The organism is Bradyrhizobium sp. USDA 4532, assembly GCF_024171315.1.
Classification (GTDB): Bacteria; Pseudomonadota; Alphaproteobacteria; order Rhizobiales; family Xanthobacteraceae; genus Bradyrhizobium; species Bradyrhizobium australafricanum.
Genome location: NZ_JALJZN010000001.1, coordinates 3,033,602 through 3,054,703, shown reverse-complemented (window position 1 = coordinate 3,054,703; position 21,102 = coordinate 3,033,602). Strand labels below are relative to the sequence as shown.

Below are 21,102 nucleotides of genomic sequence, written 5' to 3'. Positions count from 1 at the left end.
CCGGGCTCGCGCTTCGCGCGCCCCGGAACGACGGAGTTGTTACTTCTCGTTCGTAAAGATGATCGTGCCACTTGCGGCGAACATGCCGCCGACGCCGTGGCAGACCGAGATCTTTGCGTTCGGCACCTGCGCCGGCGCGATACCGCGCATCTGCCGCACGCTCTCCTGCAGCGCGTACATGCCGTACATGCCGGAGTGCATGTAGCTGAGGCCGCCGCCATTGGTGTTGAGCGGCAGCTTGCCGCCGGGGCGGGTGTTGCCGTCGGCGATGAACTTGCCGGTCTCCTCATACGGCATGAAGCCGAGGTCGCCGAGGCCGTAGAGCGGCAGATGCGCGAATGCATCGTAGATCATCAGATGATCGACGTCCTTGTGGGTGATGCCGGCCTCCTTGAAGGCCAGCGGCCCTGCCACTTTGAAGGCGCGCGATGAGTCGAACGTCTTCATTTGGCTGACCATCGGCGTTTCCACGCTCTCGCCGGTGCCGAGGATGTAGACCGGCTTGTTCGGGAAATCCTTGGCGCGGTCGGCCGAGGTGAGGATCAGCGCGCCGCCGCCGTCGGTGACGAGGCAGCATTGCAGCAGCCGGAACGGATAGGCGATCATCCGCGAGTTCAGTACGTCGGCGACGGTGATCGGGTCCTTCATGGTCGCGCGCGGGTTCTTCCCCGCCCATTCGCGCTGCACCACCGCGACCATCGCGAGCTGCTCATGCGTGATGCCGTGGGTCTTCATGAACCGCAGCACGGGAATCGGAAACATGCTCGGCGGCCCGTAGACGCCGAACGGCGCCTCGAACTGGCCGTTGAGGCTGTCGGCCGGCGTGAAGCGCGGCTGCTTGCCGATCATCGACTTGCCGCTTTCGGCATGCGTGATCAGAACGGTCTTGCACAGGCCGGCCTCGATCGCCGCAGCGGCGTGGCGAACATGCAGCATGAAGGAGCAGCCGCCGACCGAGGTGCCGTCGACCCAGGTCGGCGTGATGCCGAGATAGTGCGCCATCTGCTGCGGGGTCTCGACCGCAGTAGCGAAGCCGTCGATGTCGCACAGCTTCAGGCCGGCGTCCGCGATCGCATTCAGCGCCGCGTCCGCGTGCAGCTGGATCTGCGAAATGTTCGGGATGACGCCGAGTTCGGTGGTTTCGGCCGCACCGACGACGGCAACCTGGTTCCTGCGCATCACATTACCCCTTTGCCGGACGGAACAAGGGAAGGGTGATCTTGTCGTCGAGCGCCTCGAAGGCGACCTCGAGCCGCATGTCGAGCTCGAGCGCTTCCGGCGTCTGCGGACAATCGATGATGTTGCTCATCATGCGCGGGCCCTCGTCGAGCTCGACGACCGCGATCGCATAAGGCGGCGTGAAGCCGGGCGCTGCGGGACGGTGGTTGATGACGTAGCTGTAGAGCTTGCCCTTGCCGCTGGCCTTGAAGATCGAGACCTTGCGCGAGGCGCAGGAGGGGCAGAACGGCCGCGGCGGAAAGTAGACATTGGCGCAGGCATCGCAGCGCTGCAGGCGCAGCTCGCCAGCCTTGGTGCCATCCCAGAAATGCTGGGTCTCCGGTGTCGGCTTTGGTTTCGCGCGCGCGGGCTCGGCCATGTCTGATGTCTCCTCCCGAAATCGTTACAGTCTTGATGCGACATTGAACCAAGGCCCGTCAACGGTCCATCCATGCTCCGCGCAGCGGCCTGTGTCCCGCGCATGCCGCATATTCCGCCCCTCGCACAATTGCTAAGGCCGCGCTGCTTGTGTCGCTCCGATCCGGCGCGTAGAAGGGCCGCGTCCAAGATACGTCCAAGACACGTTCAAGATAGCCGGGAGGAACATATGATGCTGAGGATCATCGGCGCGGCACTCGCTGCCAGCCTCGCATTCGCCACGCAGGCGATGGCCGCCGACGCACCGTTGGAGATCAAGATCGGCACGCTCTACGCATCCTCGGGGCGCTACGCCTCGATCTCGATGCCGGTCTACAGCTCGCTGAAATTGTGGGTCGAGCAGAAGAACGCCGAGGGCGGCGTCTTCGTGAAGGCGTTCGACAAGAAGATCCCGATCAAGCTCGTCTCCTATGACGACCAGAGCAACACCGCGACCGCCTCGACGCTTTATAATCAGCTCGTCACCCAGGATAAGGTCGATCTCCTGGTCGCCGATTCCGGATCGGTGCTGACGGCGCCCGCGGTTGCGATCGCGCGCGATCACAAGATGTTCCTGTTCGACCAGACCGGCACCGGCGCGAGCTTCTTCTCGAAGGACAATCCCTACATCGCGCTGATGGCCGATCCGGTGTCGACGGTGTGGCCGAAGCCGGTCGCCGACTTCATCAGCCATGACGGTCCTGGCCTCGGCATCAAGAAGGTCGCGATCCTCTATTCGACCAACGAGTTCACCGGCACCCAGGCCAACGCGTTCCGCAAGTTCGTCAAGGAGTCCGGCGCGCCGATCGAGATCGTCTATGACCAGGGCGTTCCGACCGAGACCACCAACTACAACGTCATCATCAACAACATCAGCAACGCCAATCCCGACGCGGTGATCCATTTCGGCTATGCGCCGAACGACATCGCCTTCCTGCGCAACGTCCAGGACGTCGGCACCAAGTTCAAGATGCTGTTCGCGATCTATGCCGGCCTCGAGACCGAGTTGCTCGAGAAGAACGTCGGCGCCAAGGGTCTCGAGCACATCTGGACCTATGTGCCGCCGTCCGAATTGGACTATCCCGTCAATTTCGGGATGAACATGAAGGATTTCCGCGCCGCCTGGACCAAAAAGTACAACGACGGCAAGATGGAGTTCGGCTTCAACGCGGTGGCCGGCTACACCACGGCGCTGGTGATCGAGAAGACGCTGTCGGTAGCGACCAGCCTCGACCAGATGGAGCTGCGCCGCGCGGTGTTCTCGCTCAGCGGCCAGCTCAAGACGCTGGACGGCACCTTCGCGCTGGATGAGACCGGCGGCCAGATCGGCGAACTCACGCCGCTCGGCCAGCTCACGGTCGACGAGCACGATCACATCAAGTTCGTCTCGATCTATCCGCACGAGACCGCCACCGGCAAGCCGATCTACCCGGCGCCGTGATGCAGGTGGGTGCGGCAGGCGTAACCGTCGGCGGCGAGCGGTAGCATGACCTATGCGCTCGTTGCCGGCGTGCTGTTCGGGCTGTATTTCAGCCTGGTCGGCATCGGTCTCAATCTCGTGTTCGGCGTCATGCGCATCGTCAACCTTGCGCATGGCGACATCCTGATGCTGGGCGCCTTCATCGCGCTCGGCGTGGTCGGCATCGCCGGCATCGACCCGCTGTTCGCGGTGCCCCTGGCCTTCGTAGTGTTCGTGCTGGTGGGCGTGCTGCTATACTGGGTGCTGGTGCCGCGGCTGCAGGGCTCGGCCAATCCGGAAATGCTGTCGATCATCCTGTTCTTCGGCCTGTCGCAGGTGATCGAGGCCGTCACCACGATCTTCGCCGGCACCAGCGAGCGCTCGATCCAGAGCCGGCTGCTCGGCACCGTCTTCACGACCATCAAGGTGAAATGGTTCGGCGGCAAGGCGGGCGGCGCAGGGCCGATCCAGATCTTCGGCCAGGGCTTTCCCGCGCCGTGGGTGATCGCGGCCATCACCAGTCTGATCGCGATCGCGCTGGTCTACCTCTATCTCTACCACACAAGGCTCGGTACCCTGACCCGCGCGGTGATGTCACGGCGCGACGAGGCCTTGGCGACCGGCATCGACGTCGATCGCGTCTCGGCGGCGGCGTTCGGCATCGGGCTCGGCATCGCGGCGGTCGCCGGCGTGTTCGCGCCCTTCATGTTCGGCTCGGTGACGCCGGCGTTCGGCGCCGACGCGACCGTGACGTCGTTTGCGATCGTCGTGCTGGGTTCGCTCGGCAATCCGCTCGGCACCGCGCTCGGCGGTGTCGTCTACGGTCTCTGCTACATGCTGGTGCAGACCTATCTCAGTTCCTGGGCCGACTTGCTGCCCTATGTGTTGTTGATCGTGATCCTGTTGTTGCGTCCGAGCGGTCTGCTCGGAAGGCGGGTGCGCGTTGCATAACGCCTCGAAACACCTGCTGTTCATCCTGGCGCCGCTGGTGGTGGTGTTCGCACTGCTGCCCGGCGTGTATCAAAACCATCTGCTGCTGTTCAACTTCGTGATCTTCCTGATCCTCGCGCAAGGCGTGAACATCATCTATGGCTTCACCGGCTATCTGCCGTTCGGCTATGTCGGCTTCTTCGGCGCCGGCGCCTATGGCTTCGCCATCATGGTGATGCATCTGGATACACCGGCGCCGCTGGCGGTGCTGGTCGGCGGCGTCGTGGCGGTGGCGCTCGGCCTGTTGCTGACACCGCTGCTGCGGCTGTCGGGTGCGTATTTCGCGATCGCCAATCTCGCGGCCTCGCTCGCGGTGCTGCACTTCGTCGCCAACCCGGCGCTGGAGGGGATCACCAAGGGTCCCTACGGCGTGTCGCTCACCGGCACGTTCAACCCGACCCATGCGTACTATGCCGCGGTCGTCGTGATGGCGCTGACGGTCGGTGCGGTGGTCTATCTGAAGAACTCGCCGTTCGGGCTGGCGCTGCAGGCCGTGCGCGAGGATGCGGTGTCGGCCTCGATGGCCGGCGTCAATATCGTGAAGATGCGGGTGATTGCCTGGCTCGCCTCGGCGCTGGTCGCCGGCCTCGCCGGCGGCATCTATGCCTGGTACGTCTCGGTGTTCTATCCGGACAACGTGTTCTCCGGCGAGTTCAGCATCTTCGCGATCGTGTTCGCGCTGTTCGGCGGCGTTGCCACCATCACCGGACCGATCGTCGGCGTGCTGATTCTCTACGGCATCTACAATCTGATCGGCTTCACCACGCCGCAATATTTCCAGCTGATCTATGGTCTCCTGATCATGGGCCTGGTGCTGTTCCTGCCCTCTGGACTGGTGTCGCTGGCAACCCGCAGGGGGTGGCATGTCCCCTGAGAAAACCCCGATCCTCAAGGTCTCGAAGCTGGTGAAGCGCTTTGGCGGCTTCCACGCGCTCGATGGCCTCAGCTTCCACGTCGTGCCCGGCGAGATCCTCGGGCTGGTCGGCCCGAACGGCTCCGGCAAGACCACGGCGATCAATGTGATCTCCGGTCTCTATGCGCCAGACGGCGGCGAGGTCGTGTTCGACAGCGTGTCCGCCGGCGGCGTCGCCTCGCACAAGCTCGTTCACCGCGGCATCAACCGCACCTTCCAGGTACCGAAGCCGTTCCTGTCGCTCACGGTACGCGAGAACATCCAGGTGGCGCTGGCCTATGGCGGCGCAACCGGTGCGCCGTCGATTGCCGAACTGCTCGAGGATTTCAGGCTGAAGGAGGTCGCCGACCGTCCGGCCGCCGATCTCAACAGCGCGCAGCAGAAGATGCTCGATCTGACCCGTGCGCTCGCCACGCGGCCGCGGCTGCTGCTGCTCGACGAACTCGCGGCCGGCCTCAACCCGGCGGAGCTCGACTGGATCGCCGGCCGCATCAAGGCCTTGGCCGCAACCGGCATGGCGATCATCGTGGTCGAGCATCTGATGGGCTTCATCGAGCAGATCACCGACCGCGTCATCGTGCTCAATGCGGGCAAGGAGATCTTCGAGGGCACGCTGGCGACCGCGGTACGCGAGCCGCAGGTGATCGAGGTATTTTTGGGAGGCGAGCATGCCCACTGATGCGGTGTCGCTTCTGGACACGAGGGGCGTCGATGCCGGCTACGGCACCATGCAGGTGCTGTGGGGCGTCGATCTCGACGTCCGCCCCGGCGAGACCGTGCTGCTGCTCGGCGCCAACGGCGCGGGCAAGACCACGTTCCTGAAGTCGCTGGTCGGCCTGATCGAGGCCCGCAGCGGCCACATCAAGCTCGGCGGCGAGGACATCACCAGGATGCGCTCGTCGGATCGCATGAAGCGCGGCATGACCTACATGTCGGAGCTTGCGGTGTTTCCCGACCTGTCGATCGAGGAAAATATCCGCGTCGGCGCGCAGGCGCTGGGCCATGCCAATCCGGGGGCGCGGGTCGACGAACTGTACGGCCTGTTCCCGGTGCTGCGCGACAAGCGCCGCGATCCCGCGTCCAGCCTGTCCGGCGGTCAGCGAAAGATGCTCGGCATCGCCAAGGCGCTGTCGGCCGAGCCGAAGCTGCTGGTGATGGACGAGCCCTCGGCCGGGCTGTCGCCGCTGTTCGTCAAGGAGGTGCTGCGCGCCTTGTCGAGCCTGCAGGGCCGCGGACTGGCACTCTTGATCGCGGAGCAAAATATCGGTTTTCTCGAGATTGCCACCCGCGTATTCGTGCTGGAAGGCGGGCGGATCCGCTTCTCCGGCACGGTTGCCGAGATGAGCGGCAATGAAGAGCTGCACCGCGCCTATTTCGGGCTGAAGTGATGCGAGGTGAGGCGCTGGCGGGCTGGAAATCGGCTTCGGTTCGCGCGACAATCAACTGCAAGCCATGAAGTGCAAGCCGTGAAGTGAAAGCCATGCCCAAGAATCCGACACTCGCCTCCCTGGCCGCCGATCTCGCCGGCGGCGCGACCTCTGCCCGCAAGCTCGTCGAGCAGTGCATCGCCAAAATCGCTGATCCCTCAGGCGAGGGCCAACGCACCTTCATCCATGTCGACCGCGACGCCGCGCTGGAGGCCGCCGACGCCATGGACCGGCTGCGCAAGGCCAATGCCGCGCCGTCGCCATTTGCCGGCATTCCGGTTTCGATCAAGGACCTGTTCGACATCAAGGGGCAGGTGACGCGGGCGGGCTCGCGCGCGCTGGAGGATTCCGCGCCGGCGGATGCCGATGCACCTGTCGTGGCGCGGCTCAAGCGCGCCGGCTTCATCGTGATCGGCCGCACCAACATGACCGAGTTCGCCTATTCCGGCATCGGCATCAATCCGCATTACGGCACGCCGAAGAGCGCCTGGAACCGGAGCGCCGGCCACGTGCCGGGCGGCTCGTCCTCGGGGGCGGCGGTCTCGATCGCGGACGGCATGGCGTTCGGCGCGCTCGGTACCGATACCGGCGGCTCCTGCCGGATTCCCGCCGCCTTCAACGGCATCGTCGGCTACAAGCCGACGCAAAGTCGGATTCCGCTCGATGGCGGCGTGCCGCTGTCGTTCACGCTCGACAGCTACGGCCCGCTGGCCAATTCGGTGGCCTGCTGCGCCGCGCTCGACGCGGTGCTGGCGGATCAGCCGGTGACGCCGGTCTCGCCGCGCCCGGTGAAAGGCATGCGGCTCGCGGTGCCGACCACGGTCGCTCTCGACGACCTCGACGAGGCCGTCGCGAAAACCTTCGAGCGCGCGCTCGCGGCGTTGTCGCGCGCAGGCGCCTTGATCGAGCGGATCGAGGTGCCCGAATTGCTCGATGTCGGCGTCATGAACGCCAAGGGCGGCTTTGCCGCCGCCGAAAGCTATGCCTGGCATCGCTTCCTGCTGGCCAGCAAGGGCGACATCTACGATCCGCGCGTCGCCGTGCGCATCCAGCGCGGCGAGGGCTTTCCGGCCGCCGACTATATCGATCTGCTCAACGCACGCCGCTCCTTCATCGCCCGTACCGAGAAGCGGATCGCGCCCTATGATGCGATGGTGCTGCCGACCACGGCGAACCTGCCGCCTACGATCGCCAGCCTCGCCGACGACAAGGCGTTCGCCACCGAGAATTTGCGCGCGTTGCGCAATTGCACGCTGATCAATGTGCTCGACGGCTGCGCGATCTCGCTGCCCGCGCATCACGAGGGCGAGGCGCCGGTCGGCCTGATGCTCGCCGCCGCGGGCGGTTCGGATCGGCGCATTTTCGAGCTCGCTGCCGGAATGGAGACCGTGATCCGTGTTTGATCTCACCTTCAATGTCGACGACAAGGGCGTCGCCACTCCGCTCACACTGGAAATCAGGCAGGCCGTGATCGCCGGCTGGACCGGCCGCGATCCGGTGGCGCGCGACAAGCACATCGCCGAGCTCGAGGCGCTCGGCATCGCGCGGCCCGCGACCACGCCGATCTACTACCGCTGCTCGGCGCGCCGGCTCACCTTCGCCGATGCCATCGAAGTCTGCGGAGAGGACTCGAGCGGCGAGGTCGAGTTCGTGCTGATCGGCTGGCAGGGCCGCATTTTCGTCGGCTGCGGCTCCGACCACACCGACCGCAAGGTCGAGAGCTACAGCGTCACCGTGTCGAAGCAGATGTGCGACAAGCCGATGGCATCGGAGCTGTGGGAACTCGAGGACGTCATCGGCCACTGGGACCAGTTGGTGCTGCGCTCGTGGGCGGTGATCGGCGGCCAGCGCGTGCTCTACCAGGAAGGCACGCTCGATCACATGCTGCCGGTGAGGGACCTGATCGCGCGCGGCTTCGACCAAGGTGCGCTGCCCGACGGCTGCGCCATGTTCGGCGGCACCTTCGCGGCCAAGGGCGGCATCCGCCCGGCCAGCCGGTTCGAGTTCGAGCTGGAAGACCCGGTGCTGAAGCGGAAGATCAGCCACGGCTACGATGTGGTGACGCTGCCGGTGAGGGGCTGATTGCTCGCCGCGTTGTTGTTGTGAGGGAGATGACCGACGCTTTCTCCACGTGCGTCGTCCCGGCGAAAGCCGGGATCCATAACCACAGAGTGTTGTGGTTGGCAGGCTGTGGCCCCACCGATCTCAACAACTGACGACGGTGGTTATGGGTCCCGGCTTTCGCCGGGACGACACCGTAATTGTGGTGACGTTCTCTGCATCTTTCGACCGGAAATCGGGTGGCGCGGGCCGCAATCAGGGGCCAGATTCCGTCCCATGACAGCAACAGCCAAAACCATTACCCGCCCATCCACCGGCATCCCGGCCCGCGTCGACGGGCTCGACTGGGACCAGATCAAGACCGACCTCGACGATCAGGGATGCGCCGTCCTCAACGGCCTGCTGACGCCTGAGGAATGCGATGACATCGCCGCGCTGTATCCCGACGACAGCCAGTTCCGCAGCCGGATCGTGATGGGCCGTCACGGCTTCGGCCGCGGCGAGTACAAGTATTTCTCCTATCCGCTGCCGGACCTGATCGCGGAGCTGCGGCCGGCGCTCTATACGCGGCTGACCGCGACAGCCAATCGCTGGAACGAGACGATGGGGATCGATATCCGATATCCTCCGTCGCATGCGGCGTTCCTGAAGCGTTGCCATGACGCCGGACAGACGCGGCCGACGCCGCTGCTGCTGCAATATGGCGAGGGCGACTACAACTGCCTGCACCAGGATCTCTATGGCGAGCACGTGTTCCCGATCCAGGTCGCGATCCTGCTGTCGCAGCCCGGGCGCGATTTTACGGGTGGCGAATTCGTGCTGACCGAGCAGCGGCCGCGGATGCAGTCGCGGCCCGAGGTGGTGCCGCTCACCAAGGGCGATGCGGTGGCCTTTGCCGTGCATCATCGACCGGTGCAGGGGACGCGCGGACCGTATCGTGTCAATCTGCGCCATGGCGTCAGCAGGATTCGCTCCGGCCATCGCCACACCGTTGGTGTGATCTTCCACGACGCGAAGTGAGTGCGAGAGAGGCGTGGCCACCGATCTGTTCGAGACCATTGGCGATGCCCGGCCATCGCGCGAGACGATCGCGGATGGCGCGGTGCTGTTGCGCGGCTTTGTCCGGCCGTTCGAGGCCGAGCTGATCCCGGCCTTGCGTGCCATCGTCAAGCAGGCGCCGTTCCGGCATCTGATCACGCCGGGCGGCCACCGCATGTCGGTCGCGATGACCAATTGCGGCAGCGTCGGCTGGGTCTCCGATCCCAGCGGCTATCGCTATGATCCGATCGATCCCGTCTCGGGACAACCCTGGCCTGAAATGCCGGAGGTGTTGCGCAGGCTCGCCGCCGACGCCGCTGATGAAGCCGGCTTCAACGGCTTCGCGCCTGAGGCCTGCCTGATCAATCGCTACGTCCCCGGCGCAAAACTGTCGCTGCATCAGGACAAGGACGAGCTCGACTACCGCGCACCGATCGTGTCGATCTCGCTCGGGCTGCCGGCGATCTTCCTGTTCGGCGGCCTGCAGCGCAGCGACACGCCGCGCCGCTATCGACTCGAACATGGCGACGTTGCGGTGTGGGGCGGCTCGTCACGGCTATTTTATCACGGCGTGGCACCGCTCGCAGATGGCGAGCACAGCGTGCTCGGCCGCCAGCGCATCAATTTGACCTTCCGCAAGGTGCGCTGAACCGCCGGGTGGTCTAGACTTGGCGGATGACCACCAAGGCCGACCGCGCCGTCAACCGTACCGGCGTCTATCTCGCCGTGCTGCAGCTCGTCTTCACGCTGGGCTGGACCACTTATCTGATCTATCTGCCGAAGCTGTGCGCCGATGTCGGCATCGCGCCGTCGACCGTGATCCTGATCCTAATGATGGATCAAGGCATCTTCACCGTCACCGACACGGCGATGGGCATGGCCGCCGACAGGATCTCGAGCCTGGTCGGCCGCCTTGGCTTGTTTGTCGGTATCCTTGCCGCGATCTCCTGCGCCGCCTTCGTCGCATTGCCTTACGTCGCCGGCACCGGGCCGGGCGCGAGGGTCTGGCTGATCGTGCTGATCGTGATCTGGGGCGTGACGTCGTCGGCCTTGCGGGCGCCGCCGCTGACGCTGCTCGGCAAGTATCGCGCGCAACCCTCGGTGCCGTTCCTCGCGGCGCTGGCGATGCTGGGTTATGGCATCGCGGGCGCGGTCTCGCCCTATCTTGGCGTCGTGCTGCGCAACCAGGATGCACGGCTGCCGTTCGTGCTGTCAGGCGCGGTGCTGCTACTGACCGCGCTCGCCTTCTCAGGCGTCGAGCGCCGCATCGCGGCAGAGGCGCAGCCGGCGCGGCTGGCGCCCCCGGCGAAGCGGCTCGGGGCGGTGCCGATGTTCCTGATCGGATCGATGGTGCTGCTGTCGCTCGGCTACCAGCTGCACTTCAACATCAACAGCGCGCCGTTCTATTTGCGCTTTGCCAAGGCGGACGAGCTGCAATGGCTGATGCCGGTATTCTGGATCGGCTTCAACATCGCGATGTTTCCGGCAAGCATCGTCGTCAAGCATCGCGGCGGCCTGATCGTGATGGGCGCGGCGGGACTGCTCGGTGCCTTTGCGATCATCGCCGCCGAGATCGCCGGCAGTCTCAACGTCCTGATCGTGGCCCAATTCATGGCGGGGGCCGCTTGGGGCTGCATGCTGATGAGCGCGGTGTCCGCGGCGCTCGCGATCGGGGAGACCGGCGCGGAAGGCAAGGTCACCGGCCTCGTGTTCTCGGCGCTGGCGCTTGCGACCTTTGCGCGGATGGCGGCGGTCGCGGGCGGCCTGCAGAAGATGCCGGACTATGCGCCGCTGGTGCATTGGGCGCCGGTCGCCTGCTGGTCGGTCGCCGGCGCCGGCCTGCTCGTGATCGCCGCGTCACGGCTGCAACACGGGGTGAAGAGCGCTTAGCGTCGTCATTCCCGTGGCGCGAAACGAACCCGGAATCTCGAGATTCCGGGTTCGATGCTGCGCATCGCCCCGGAATGACGAGCGTTTGGCTTAGTTATTCCGCGCCGGATGGATGAGCGCCCAGGGCGAGACTTCCGAATCCGTCGGCACTTCCACCGAGATCACGTAAGGCCCGCCGTCGGCCAGCGCCTTCTCCAGCACGGGGCGGAAGTGATCCGGCGAGGTGACCCGCGCGGCGCCGACGCCGAAGGATTCTGCAAGCTTCACGAAATCCGGATTCACCAGGTCGGAGGCGACGACGCGGCCGTCGAAGCGCTCGCGCTGGTCGCGGCGGACATTGCCATAGGCGTTGTTGTTGAACACCAGCGTCACCACGGCGATCTTGAACTGCACGGCGGTGGCAAGCTCCTGCACGCCGAACATGAAGCCGCCGTCGCCGGTGATCGCGACCACCGGCTTGTCCGGATTGGCGACCTTGGCGCCAAGCGCGGTCGGGAAACCCGAGCCGAGCGTGCCCTGATAGCCCGAGGTGACGAAGGTCCGCGGCTCGTAGATCGGAAAGCCGTACCAGGAGGCGAAACCGACCTGCGACAGCTCGTCGGTGACAATGGCGCTCGCCGGCAGCACCTCGCGCAGGATCTTCAGATAGGCCATCTGCGGCCGGATGCGCTGGATCTCCTGCTCGGTCGCGGCCGTCGCCTCGCGGATCGCGGCGCGGCGGCCGGAGGTCCTGCGGTAGCCCACCTTGCGCACAGCGGCGGCGAGATCGGCGGTGCCGGCCTTGGCGTCCGCGATCACGCCGGCATCGGCCGGCCAGCGCCGCAGCTCGACCGGATCGATGTCGATGCGCACGCATTTCAGTCCGGCGGGCTGGTAGGGCCAGCGCGACATCGTCGGCAGCTCGAGGCGCGTGCCGATGCCGATCATCAGGTCGGTCTTCGGCCAGAGCTTGTAGGCCGAAGCCATGGTGAGCCCGAGTTCATGCGCGTTGGAGACGATGCCGCGGCCGCTGCGGAAGGCGACGACAGGCGCGTCGATCATCTCGGCCAATTCGAGGATCTCCTCGCGCGCCTCGATGGCGCCGCTGCCGACGAAGATCATCGGCGCCTTGCTGCCGGCGATCAGGTCGGCGGCCGCCTTGATGCGGTCCGCATCGGGCTGCGGCGCCGGCAACGGATCGAACGGCTTGACGGGCGCGACCTGGGTGCGCTGTGTGAACACGTCCCACGGCATCTCCAGCGAGGCCGGGCCGCGCCGGCCCGACAGCATCTCCTGGAACGCGCGCGACACCAGCGCGGGGGCGTTATCAGGGTATTCGATCCGGTCGGCCCATTTCACGAAGGTGCGCAGCGTCGCGAGCTGGTCCGGCATCTCGTGCAGATGGCCGCGGCCCTTGCCGAGGAACTGCGTCGGCACCTGACCGGTCAGGCACAGCACCGGCTCGTTGCAGCCGAATGCGGTGAGCAGCGCCGCCGAGGCGTTGAGCACGCCCGGGCCGGGCACCACGCTGAACACGCCGGGCTTGCCGCTGGAGCGCGCATAGCCGAACGCCATGTAGCCGCAGGCCTGCTCATGCCGGGCGCCGATCACCTTGAGCTGGGCCTGGTGGAAGGCATCGAACAGGCCATAGATCTGCGCGCCGGGCAGGCCGAACACGGTGTCGACGCCGTGGGCGACGAGGCCGTTGACGATCGCTTCGCCGCCGGATGTTGAGGTCATGGCACTGTCCACTTTGCTGGTGAGGTTAGGTGGCTTCGTCGACGACGCTGTTGCGCAGGATGCCGACGCCTTCGGCCTCGACCTCGACGACATCGCCGGGCTTCAGATAGCGCGGCGGATCGAACCGCGCACCTGCACCGGTCGGGGTGCCCGTGACGACGATGTCGCCGGGAACCAGCGTCGTGAAGGTCGAGATGTAGTTGATGAGGTAGCGGAAGCCGAAGATCAAGCGCGAGGTGCGGTCGTCCTGGCGGGTCTCGCCGTTCACCCGCGTGGTCAGACGGATATCGGCGATCTGCGCTTCACCGGTGTAGGGCACGATCCACGGGCCGAGGCTGCCGGTGGAATCGAAGTTCTTGCCCTGGGTGACGTTGAACTTGGCGTGCCGCACCCAGTCGCGGATGGTGCCTTCGTTGCAGAGCGTGATCGCGGCGATGTGATCGAGCGCGGCGCTCTCCGCAATGTGCCGGCCGGCCTTGCCGATCACCAGCACCAGCTCGCCCTCATAGTCGAGCTGCGGCGAGATGCGCGGCCGCACCACCGGCGTGTTGTGGCCGACGAAGGAGCGCGGCACCCGCAGGAACATGCTCGGGTATTTCGGCGCGTCCGAGCCGTCCTTGTATTCGGCATTGCGGTCCGGGTAGTTGACGCCGATGCAGATGATCTTTTCCGGCGCCGGGATCGGCGGCTGCCAGTCGACTGCGTCGAGCGCGTGGTCGGGCGCGCGCCTGGCGGCGTCCTCCACGAGCCTGCTCAGCGCGCCGGCGGCGATCGCCTCGCGCAGCGTCGGATAGTCCTTGGCGAAGCGCGACGAGAGGTCGACGATGCCGGTGTCGGTGACGACGCCATAGCTGGTGGCGCCGTTGAAGGAATAGGTGGCGAGGCGAGGAGAGGGCATTAGTAGTCCCATAATTGGTGTCGTCCCTGCGAAAGCAGGGACGACGTGAGGAGGAAGGCGCGCACTAGTCCGCGACCAGCACGTCGGCGACGAAGCGCGGCTCGCGCACCGCTTGGCCGGCGAAGGTCGAGCCTTCCTCGAACCAGGAGCGCGGCGCCGGCGCGCCCCACAGCGTCTGGCGGCGCGGATCGCGCAGCGACCAGCGCAGCGGCTCATGGTCGTGATCGCCGGTGAAATAATCGCTGGTGTAGAGCTCGATGCGGTGGCCGTCGGGATCGCGGATGTACAGGAAGAAGGCGTTGGAGATGCCGTGCCGGCCAGGGCCGCGCTCGATGTTCTTGAGGTAGCCGGAGGAGGCCATCACGTCGCAGAGATGCACGATGTTCATCGCGGTCGGTACCCAATAGGCGATGTGGTGCAGGCGGGGGCCACGGCCGTTGGTGATGGCGAAGTCGTGGACATTGCCCTTGCGGTGCATCCAGGCGGCTGCGATGCGGCCGTTGTCGCCGTCCTCCTCGGCATATTCGGTGAGGCGGAAGCCGAGCCGGGCGTAGAAATCGACGGTGTCCTGCACCTCGGCGGCGAACACGTTGAAATGGTCGAGCCGCTGCGGATGGCAGCCCTTGTAGAGATCGTAGCGCCGCAAGAGATGCGGGCGCTTCTCCATCGTGGCGTAAAGCTCGATCTGGAAGCCGAACGGATCGGTGAATTGCAGGGTGCGGCCCTGGAACGGCTGGTCGACGAAAGCGTAGGCGATGCCGTTCTCGGAGAATAAGGCGGCGGCCTTGTCGAGGTCGCCGTCGTTGCCGACCTTGAAGCCAAGCCGGTTGCAGGCCGCCTTCGGCGCCTTGCGCAGCACCACCGAGTGATGCTGGTGCTCCTCGCTGGCGCGCAGATACACCGACTTGTCGTCGCGGTCCTCGATGTGGAGGCCGACGGTCTTCTCGTAGAAGGCGGCGCTCTTGTCGAGGTCCGTGACGTCGAGCACGGCGTGGCTGCAGCGGATGATGTTGAACGGCGGATCGAAAACGTGCGTTGGAACGGGCATCGGCGTTTCCCCTCAATCTTGTTCGTCATTCCGGGGCTCGCGAAGCGAGAACCCGGAATCTCGAGGTTCCGGGTTCGATGCTGCGCATCGCCCCGGAACGACGGCTGGCTAAATTCCCAGTTTCTGAATCTTGTGCGTCCCGCGCGCGAGCGAGACGTGCTTGGTTTCCATGTAGAAGTCGAACGAGTAGTCGCCGCCGTCGCGGCCGATGCCTGACGACTTCATGCCGCCGAACGGGGTCGGCAGATGGCGGACGTTCTCCGAATTGAGCCAGATCATGCCGGCTTCCAGCGCATCCGCCACGCGCAGCGCGCGGCCCATGTCGCCGGTCCAGACATAGCCGGTCAGGCCGTACTGCACGCCGTTGGCGATCTCGATGGCGTCAGCTTCGTCCTTGAACGGGATCACGGTCAGGAACGGGCCGAACACCTCCTCCTGCGCGACGCGCATTTTTGCGTTCGCGCCGGTCACCAGCGTCGGCTGCACATAGTGGCCGCCGCCAGGACCGTCATGCGGCTTGCCGCCGACCGCGATCGTGGCGCCGTCCTTCTTGGCGACGTCGAAATAGCTACACACCTTGGCGAGATGCCGCTCATGGATCAGCGGCCCGATCTCGGTGGCGGGATCGAGGGGGTGGCCAACCTTGAGCGCCTTTACGCGTTGGGTCAGCTTCTCGATGAACTTGCCGGCGACGCTCTCCTGAACCAGCAGCCGGCTCGACGACGTGCAGCGCTCGCCATTGAGCGAGTAGATCATGAACACGACGGCATCGAGCGCGCGATCGAGATCGGCATCATCGAATACGATCACCGGGTTCTTGCCGCCGAGCTCGAAATGCACCCGCTTCAAGGTCGGCGCGCCCTGCGCCATGATCGCTGAGCCCGTCGCGCTCTCGCCGACGAAGCCGATCGCCTTGATGGCGGGGTGCTCGGTCAGCGCCTTGCCGGCCTCTTCGCCGAAACCATGCACGGTGTTGAGCACGCCGTCGGGGATGCCGGCCTGTTTTGCGAGTTTGACCAGCAGATCGGCGGTGACGGGCGACCATTCCGCCGGCTTGTGCACCACGGTGCAGCCGGCCGCGAGCGCCGGCGCGATCTTCCAGGTCGAGAGCATGAACGGCGTATTCCACGGCGTGATCACGCCGACCGGGCCGATCGGCACGCGGGTCGAGATGTTCCAGTGCTCGTCCGAAGGCGTGTTGAGACCGTCGCGGGCCTCGCCGCATTTGTCGGCGAAGAAGCGGAAATTCTCCGCAGCGCGGATCGCGGCCTTGGCCATGAAGCGGTGCGCCTGGCCGGTGTCGATGCATTCGAGCACGGCGATGTCGTCGGCGCGCGCTTCGATCGCATCGGCGACGCGATGCAGCAGCTTGCGGCGCTGCGCCGCCGGCATGTCGCGCCAGGCCTTGAAGGCCTTGGACGCCGCGGTTGCGGCACGGTCGATATCCTCGGCATTGCCGCGTGCGACCGTCGCCAGCACCGTGCCGTCGATCGGCGATCTCGTCTCGAAGGTCTGGCCGGAGGCCGCCGGCACGATCTTGCCGTCGATCACATGGCCGATGCCTTCGGCTTTCAAGCTTGCAAGCAGCGGGCCGGCGCGATCGCGGTTGGCCTGGAACACGTCGGCTGGCGATTTCGCTGTCGCTTTATCCATTGACCGTCTCCACCTTCAGTGCGTCGTGGATGTTGTTGCGTTTCCAGCTGGTTTCCTTGTCGTTGATCTGCATGTCGAACGACAACGCGAATTTGCTGTTGGCGAAGACCGGATCGAGATGAGCCGATAGCGCCTTGAAGATGTACTCGCCGGCCTTCTTGCGGGTGGCGAGATCGCGGCCTTCGCCGAGCCGCAGCACCATGTCGAGGAAACCGTAATTCTTGCGGCCGTCGGCGATCGCGTAGTGCTCGCATCTGACGGCACGGACGCGGATGCCGCCGAGCGGGAAGATGCCGGTCTCGACCGCGGCCTTGCGGACCAGTTCGACCGTCGCGCCCATGTCGACCAGATCGTCGAGATTGGCAGAGTATTCAAGCGTGAAATGCGGCATGCAGCGCTCCTGCTGAAGGCGTCAGGCGAAGTAGCAGCTTACGGAACCATACGGTCCGTAGTCGGCCTGGATGGTGTCGCCCTTGCGGGTCTCGATCGGACGGATGAAGGAGCCCGCCAGCACGACCTGGCCGGCTTCCAACGCCAGCCCGTTCGGCGCGATCTTGTTGGCGAGCCACGCCACCGCGGTCGCCGGATGATTCAACACGCCGGCGGCCAGGCCGGTTTCCTCGAGCTGGCCATTTCGGAAGCACAGCGCGCCGATCCAGCGCAGGTCGGCGTCCAGCGGGCGGATCGGCCGGCCGCCGAGCACGATGCCGGCATTGGCGGCGTTGTCGGCGATGGTGTCGAAGATCTTGCGGGTCGCCTTGGTCTCGGGATCGACGCGCTCGACCCTGGTATCCAGGATCTCCAGCGCCGGTACCACGAAATCGGTTGCGTTCAGCACATCGAACAGTGTGCAGTTCGGCCCGGTCAGGCGATGCTTCATCACGAAGGCAAGCTCGGCCTCGACGCGGGTGGCGATGAAGCGGTCGGTCGGGACCAGGCCGCCATCGGCGAAGAACATGTCGTCGAGCAGGATTCCGGAATCGGGCTCGTCGATATTGAGCGCGCTCTGCATCGCCTTCGAGGTCAGGCCGATCTTGTGGCCCTTGACGACGCGGCCCTGCGCCACCTTCATCTCGACCCAGGCCTTCTGAATCGCGTAGGCGTCTTCGAGGGTGATGCGGGGGTATTCCAGCGAGAGCTGGCGGATTTGCTTGCGGGTCTTTTCCGCGCCGTCGAGCCGTTCGGCGGCAGCGCGGATATCGTCCTTGGAGAGGGCCATGCGTGCTACACAAAAGTGGATGTCGGGAGATGATTAACATGTTAAGTGAATTCCCGCAAACTGAATCAAGGCATGTTGCAACGCAAAATTTCGTTGCGCAGGATTAGGTAATGGCGCGCAAAAATTCGAACGACATTCGGCCGGGGCAGGGCGAGGACGTGGCGGCGCGACGGACCCCGATGCGCGAGTTCTCGCGCTCGCTGCCGATGTCGCTGCTTCGCGCCCGCGAGGCGGTGATGCGGCAATTCCGTCCGTCGCTGCGCAATCACGGGTTGACCGAGCAGCAATGGCGGATCCTGCGCGCGCTCACCGCGGTCGACGAGATCGAGGTCACCGAACTCGCCCGCATGGCGTTTCTGCTCGGCCCGAGCCTGTCGCGAATCCTTCGCGATCTCGAGGGCCGCGCGTTGATCGAGCGCAAGGCAGCGGAGAACGACGCGCGGCGCGCGGTGGTTTCGATCTCCGCCAAGGGGTTGAAGCTGATCGAGGCGGTGGCGCCGACGTCGGAGACGATCTATGCCGAGATCACCCGGCGCTTCGGGGCGCGCAAGCTTGCCGAATTGCAGGAGATGCTGGGCGCGCTCGAAGCGAGCCTGGCCGGAATGGGCTCGTCCGATGACGCCGAGGTCGAGGCTGACGAGTAGCTTCGATCATGCGCGGCATTCGCGCTCAGGCCATGTAGGGCACGCGCGAAATCACGTTGATGGCGCGGAATTCGGCAATCCAGCCCGCGACCTTCGAGTGGGACCATTCGATATGGCGGCGCAAGATGGCTGCCGCCGCGTCGCCGTCACGCGTGCGCAAGGCCTCGATGATCACCAGATGCTCGTCCATGAAGGAATCGATCTGCGGCGCGGTCAGGGCGACCTGAATGTGCTTGCCGATCACGAAAGCGCAGTGGGTGCGCTTGAGGGCTTCGATCATCTCGCGATTGGCGCCGTAACCCAGGCAGCGGATATGGAGGTCGCCTTCGATCTCATCGAGTTCGCCGACGCCGACGCGGTCGCGGTGCTGGATCCCCTCGCGCAGCCGCTCCGCCATACGGTCGAGCAGGGCGGCAGGAATTGTCGCCGTCGCGGATTTGAGGAGCAGCGGCTCGAGCGTTGCGCGCACCTCGAAGATGTCGCGGAGGCGGTCCTCGTCCAACGGCACCACGTACCAGTGCGCCTTGGCGCCCTTCTCGAGGATGCCGATCGCCTGCGCGCGCAGCAGCAGGTTGCGCGCCACCGTGCGCCCCACCCGGAAATGCCGCGCCAATGCGAGCTCGCTGACGCGGAAGCGTCCGAACAGCGACCGGTAAATGATCTCACGTTCGAGCTTGTAGTAGAGCGTATCCCAGGCGTCGCTGCGCACGGCATCGACGGGGCCGTCGGTCAGCCCAAACATTTCCGGTGTGATCGGGACGCGCCGAGGGTCGACCTTGCGCTTGCCGGCGATGACGCCGCGACCGTCGAACCGCCGCACCAGGCCGATATGCTCGAGCTGTTCGAAAGCCTGCCGCACCGGAGAGCGGCTGGAGCCGAACAAGGTCGCGATCGCCGATTCGGAAAGAACCGTGCCAGGTGGCACGTCACCAGCGCGGATGTGCTTTGCCAATGCGCTCTTGATCAGCGCGTAGGCCGGCTGTTTTCGTCTGGTTTGCGATTTCGCTCGTGGAATCGACATGGGATGGCTGCCCGCTGGCCACACTATCACGTGATCGCGTCATGGTCGCTCGTAGCAGGCATTTACGCACCTCTGCCAGCGAACTTTTGACTATTGCGTGCAATGTGCAATCATGTTTAGCTGGGTCAAACGCCAGATTGATGGTCGCCGTTGCACGGCTTGCGCGCTGCAGCGGTGCTCACGTTTGCTCGTCGCGCCGTTTGATGGCTGCGGACGGGCCAACAGATCGACGCGTCAGCTCGTCTCAACGCAGCCGACAGCAAGTTCGGCGCATCACAGGGAGGATGGAATGAAACTGACGAGACGTGAGTTTTCCGCCAGCTTGGCGGCAGGTCTCGCCGCACCCGCGCTGATGCGCAGCGCTTGGGCGCAGGGTGCGACGATCAAGATCGGCATGTGCGTGCCGGTGACCGGACCCGCGGCGGAGCAGGGGCTGTGGGCCCAGAACGGCGCCAAGCTGGCGCTGGCCGCGGTCAACAAGGCCGGCGGCGTGCTCGGCAAGCAGGTCGAACTCGTCATCGAGGACGATCAGACCACCAATCCGGGCATCGTGCTGGCATTCTCCAAGCTCGCCGCGCAATCCGACATCGTCGCCTTCCTCGGCTCGATCCGCTCGACCCAGGTGCAGGCGATGGCGCCCGACGTGATCAAGGTCGGCAAGCCCGTGATGATCGGCGGCACCAATCCCGACCTCACCCATTCCGGCAATCCCTGGCTGTTCCGCTTCCGTCCGAACGACAATTATTCCGGCCGCGTGATCGCCGACTTCGGCGTCAATACGCTCGGAAAGAAGAAATGGGCGATCGTGCATTCGACCGACGCCTTCGGCACGGCGGGCGGCAAGGCGCTCTCGGAAGCGCTGACCAAGCTCGGCGCGCCACCGGTGCTCGACCAGGGCTATGCCAATCAGAGTCAGGACTTCACCCCGGTCGTACTGGCCGTGAAGCAGTCCGGCGCTGACGTGCTCGGCACCTACTTCACCTTCGAGAACGATCTCGGCATCTTTGCCCGGCAGCTGCGCCAGCTCGGCGTCAACATTCCCTGGGTCGGCTCGCCCTCGGTGGTGGCGGTCTCCTCGACCAAGCTCGCCGGCCCCGCGCTGTTCAACACCTACGGCGTCGCCGACTTCGCCGAGGATTCAAGCGATGCGGCGAAGGCGTTCGGCAAGGCCTATCGCGATGCCTACAAGACCGCGCCCGACAACCAGAGCGCCTGGCCGTACGATGCGATCACCATCCTGTCGGCGGCGATCAACAAGGCCGGCTCGACCGATCCGAACAAGATCCGCGACGCCATTCTCGCGACGCAGAAGTTCGCCGGCGCCGAGGGCGAGTACAATTTCGACAAGAACGGCGACGGTCTGCACGGCTACAATGTCGTGAAGAACGACAAGGGCAAGATCGTCTACGACAAGCATATCGACTTCAACGATTGATAGCGGTTCGGCCTCTCCGGGCCACCTCGGAGAGGCCGTTCGCCCGCGACAC

Annotated in this window: 21 protein-coding genes; 12 read left to right on the top strand and 9 right to left on the bottom strand. The window is 65.4% G+C overall.

Features of this window, described 5'->3' with window-relative positions:
* Positions 1-39 precede the first annotated feature (39 nt).
* Positions 40-1,179 carry a thiolase gene (locus J2R76_RS14600; protein WP_076833558.1) on the bottom strand — a complete coding sequence of 380 codons (1,140 nt, stop codon included), beginning with the start codon at positions 1,177-1,179 and terminating at the stop codon, positions 40-42.
* 4 nt (positions 1,180-1,183) lie between these two features.
* Positions 1,184-1,597 (bottom strand): Zn-ribbon domain-containing OB-fold protein, encoded by a 414-nt coding sequence (locus tag J2R76_RS14595; RefSeq protein ID WP_016841161.1) that lies wholly within the window; start codon positions 1,595-1,597, stop codon positions 1,184-1,186.
* Between the two features lie 228 nt (positions 1,598-1,825).
* Between J2R76_RS14595 and J2R76_RS14590 the strand changes: the two genes are divergently transcribed.
* From J2R76_RS14590 to J2R76_RS14545, 10 genes are all read left to right on the top strand, one after another.
* Positions 1,826-3,076: an amino acid ABC transporter substrate-binding protein gene (locus J2R76_RS14590; protein ID WP_233475624.1), complete on the top strand. Its 1,251-nt coding sequence runs from the start codon at positions 1,826-1,828 to the stop codon at positions 3,074-3,076.
* A gap of 45 nt (positions 3,077-3,121) precedes the next feature.
* On the top strand, positions 3,122-4,045 hold the full coding sequence (locus tag J2R76_RS14585) for a branched-chain amino acid ABC transporter permease (protein WP_028338731.1): 924 nt from the start codon (positions 3,122-3,124) through the stop codon (positions 4,043-4,045).
* Positions 4,038-4,958: a branched-chain amino acid ABC transporter permease gene (locus J2R76_RS14580; protein ID WP_141339458.1), complete on the top strand. Its 921-nt coding sequence runs from the start codon at positions 4,038-4,040 to the stop codon at positions 4,956-4,958. Before J2R76_RS14585 ends, J2R76_RS14580 begins: the two co-directional genes overlap by 8 nt.
* Positions 4,948-5,676 (top strand): ABC transporter ATP-binding protein, encoded by a 729-nt coding sequence (locus J2R76_RS14575; protein WP_141339460.1) that lies wholly within the window; start codon positions 4,948-4,950, stop codon positions 5,674-5,676. Before J2R76_RS14580 ends, J2R76_RS14575 begins: the two co-directional genes overlap by 11 nt.
* Complete coding sequence (locus tag J2R76_RS14570) at positions 5,666-6,385, top strand: ABC transporter ATP-binding protein (RefSeq protein WP_057015727.1); 720 nt, start codon at positions 5,666-5,668, stop codon at positions 6,383-6,385. Before J2R76_RS14575 ends, J2R76_RS14570 begins: the two co-directional genes overlap by 11 nt.
* 92 nt (positions 6,386-6,477) lie before the next feature.
* Complete coding sequence (locus J2R76_RS14565) at positions 6,478-7,827, top strand: amidase (RefSeq protein ID WP_141339462.1); 1,350 nt, start codon at positions 6,478-6,480, stop codon at positions 7,825-7,827.
* Positions 7,820-8,506, top strand: coding sequence for a DUF2848 domain-containing protein (locus J2R76_RS14560; RefSeq protein ID WP_141339464.1), 687 nt, complete (start codon positions 7,820-7,822; stop codon positions 8,504-8,506). The genes J2R76_RS14565 and J2R76_RS14560 overlap by 8 nt, the downstream gene beginning before the upstream one ends.
* 255 nt (positions 8,507-8,761) lie before the next feature.
* On the top strand, positions 8,762-9,505 hold the full coding sequence (locus J2R76_RS14555) for a 2OG-Fe(II) oxygenase (protein WP_141339466.1): 744 nt from the start codon (positions 8,762-8,764) through the stop codon (positions 9,503-9,505).
* 13 nt (positions 9,506-9,518) lie between these two features.
* Entirely contained in the window at positions 9,519-10,172 is a 654-nt protein-coding gene (gene alkB / locus J2R76_RS14550) for a DNA oxidative demethylase AlkB (protein ID WP_057015725.1), read from the top strand.
* 26 nt (positions 10,173-10,198) lie between these two features.
* The gene (locus J2R76_RS14545; RefSeq protein ID WP_141339468.1) at positions 10,199-11,413 is read left to right on the top strand and encodes an MFS transporter; all 1,215 of its coding nucleotides are present in this window, start codon (positions 10,199-10,201) and stop codon (positions 11,411-11,413) included.
* A 90-nt stretch (positions 11,414-11,503) separates the two neighbouring features.
* Here J2R76_RS14545 and J2R76_RS14540 read toward each other — a convergent pair whose 3' ends face one another.
* The 6 genes from J2R76_RS14540 to hpaH all read right to left on the bottom strand — a co-directional run bounded on the left by J2R76_RS14540 (position 11,504) and on the right by hpaH (position 17,950).
* The gene (locus J2R76_RS14540) at positions 11,504-13,132 is read right to left on the bottom strand and encodes a thiamine pyrophosphate-dependent enzyme (protein ID WP_141339470.1); all 1,629 of its coding nucleotides are present in this window, start codon (positions 13,130-13,132) and stop codon (positions 11,504-11,506) included.
* Positions 13,133-13,157: 25 nt separating this feature from the next.
* On the bottom strand, positions 13,158-14,030 hold the full coding sequence (locus tag J2R76_RS14535) for a fumarylacetoacetate hydrolase family protein (protein WP_141339472.1): 873 nt from the start codon (positions 14,028-14,030) through the stop codon (positions 13,158-13,160).
* A 64-nt stretch (positions 14,031-14,094) separates the two neighbouring features.
* The gene (gene hpaD, locus J2R76_RS14530; RefSeq protein WP_141339475.1) at positions 14,095-15,078 is read right to left on the bottom strand and encodes a 3,4-dihydroxyphenylacetate 2,3-dioxygenase; all 984 of its coding nucleotides are present in this window, start codon (positions 15,076-15,078) and stop codon (positions 14,095-14,097) included.
* Positions 15,079-15,186: 108 nt separating this feature from the next.
* Positions 15,187-16,731 (bottom strand): 5-carboxymethyl-2-hydroxymuconate semialdehyde dehydrogenase, encoded by a 1,545-nt coding sequence (hpaE, locus tag J2R76_RS14525; RefSeq protein ID WP_057015720.1) that lies wholly within the window; start codon positions 16,729-16,731, stop codon positions 15,187-15,189.
* Positions 16,724-17,122 (bottom strand): 5-carboxymethyl-2-hydroxymuconate Delta-isomerase, encoded by a 399-nt coding sequence (locus tag J2R76_RS14520; RefSeq protein ID WP_076832987.1) that lies wholly within the window; start codon positions 17,120-17,122, stop codon positions 16,724-16,726. Before J2R76_RS14520 ends, hpaE begins: the two co-directional genes overlap by 8 nt.
* A 21-nt stretch (positions 17,123-17,143) precedes the next feature.
* Entirely contained in the window at positions 17,144-17,950 is an 807-nt protein-coding gene (gene hpaH / locus J2R76_RS14515) for a 2-oxo-hept-4-ene-1,7-dioate hydratase (protein ID WP_141339477.1), read from the bottom strand.
* Positions 17,951-18,060: 110 nt separating this feature from the next.
* On the opposite strand from hpaH, the gene hpaR reads away from it, so the two are divergent.
* Positions 18,061-18,594, top strand: a complete 534-nt coding sequence (gene hpaR, locus J2R76_RS14510; protein WP_057015717.1) for a homoprotocatechuate degradation operon regulator HpaR — start codon at positions 18,061-18,063, stop codon at positions 18,592-18,594.
* A 25-nt stretch (positions 18,595-18,619) separates the two neighbouring features.
* On the opposite strand, the gene J2R76_RS14505 is transcribed toward hpaR, so the two are convergent.
* Positions 18,620-19,615, bottom strand: a complete 996-nt coding sequence (locus tag J2R76_RS14505; protein WP_092083321.1) for a GntR family transcriptional regulator — start codon at positions 19,613-19,615, stop codon at positions 18,620-18,622.
* 289 nt (positions 19,616-19,904) lie between these two features.
* On the opposite strand from J2R76_RS14505, the gene J2R76_RS14500 reads away from it, so the two are divergent.
* Complete coding sequence (locus J2R76_RS14500) at positions 19,905-21,050, top strand: ABC transporter substrate-binding protein (protein WP_092083322.1); 1,146 nt, start codon at positions 19,905-19,907, stop codon at positions 21,048-21,050.
* Positions 21,051-21,102: the final 52 nt, after the last annotated feature.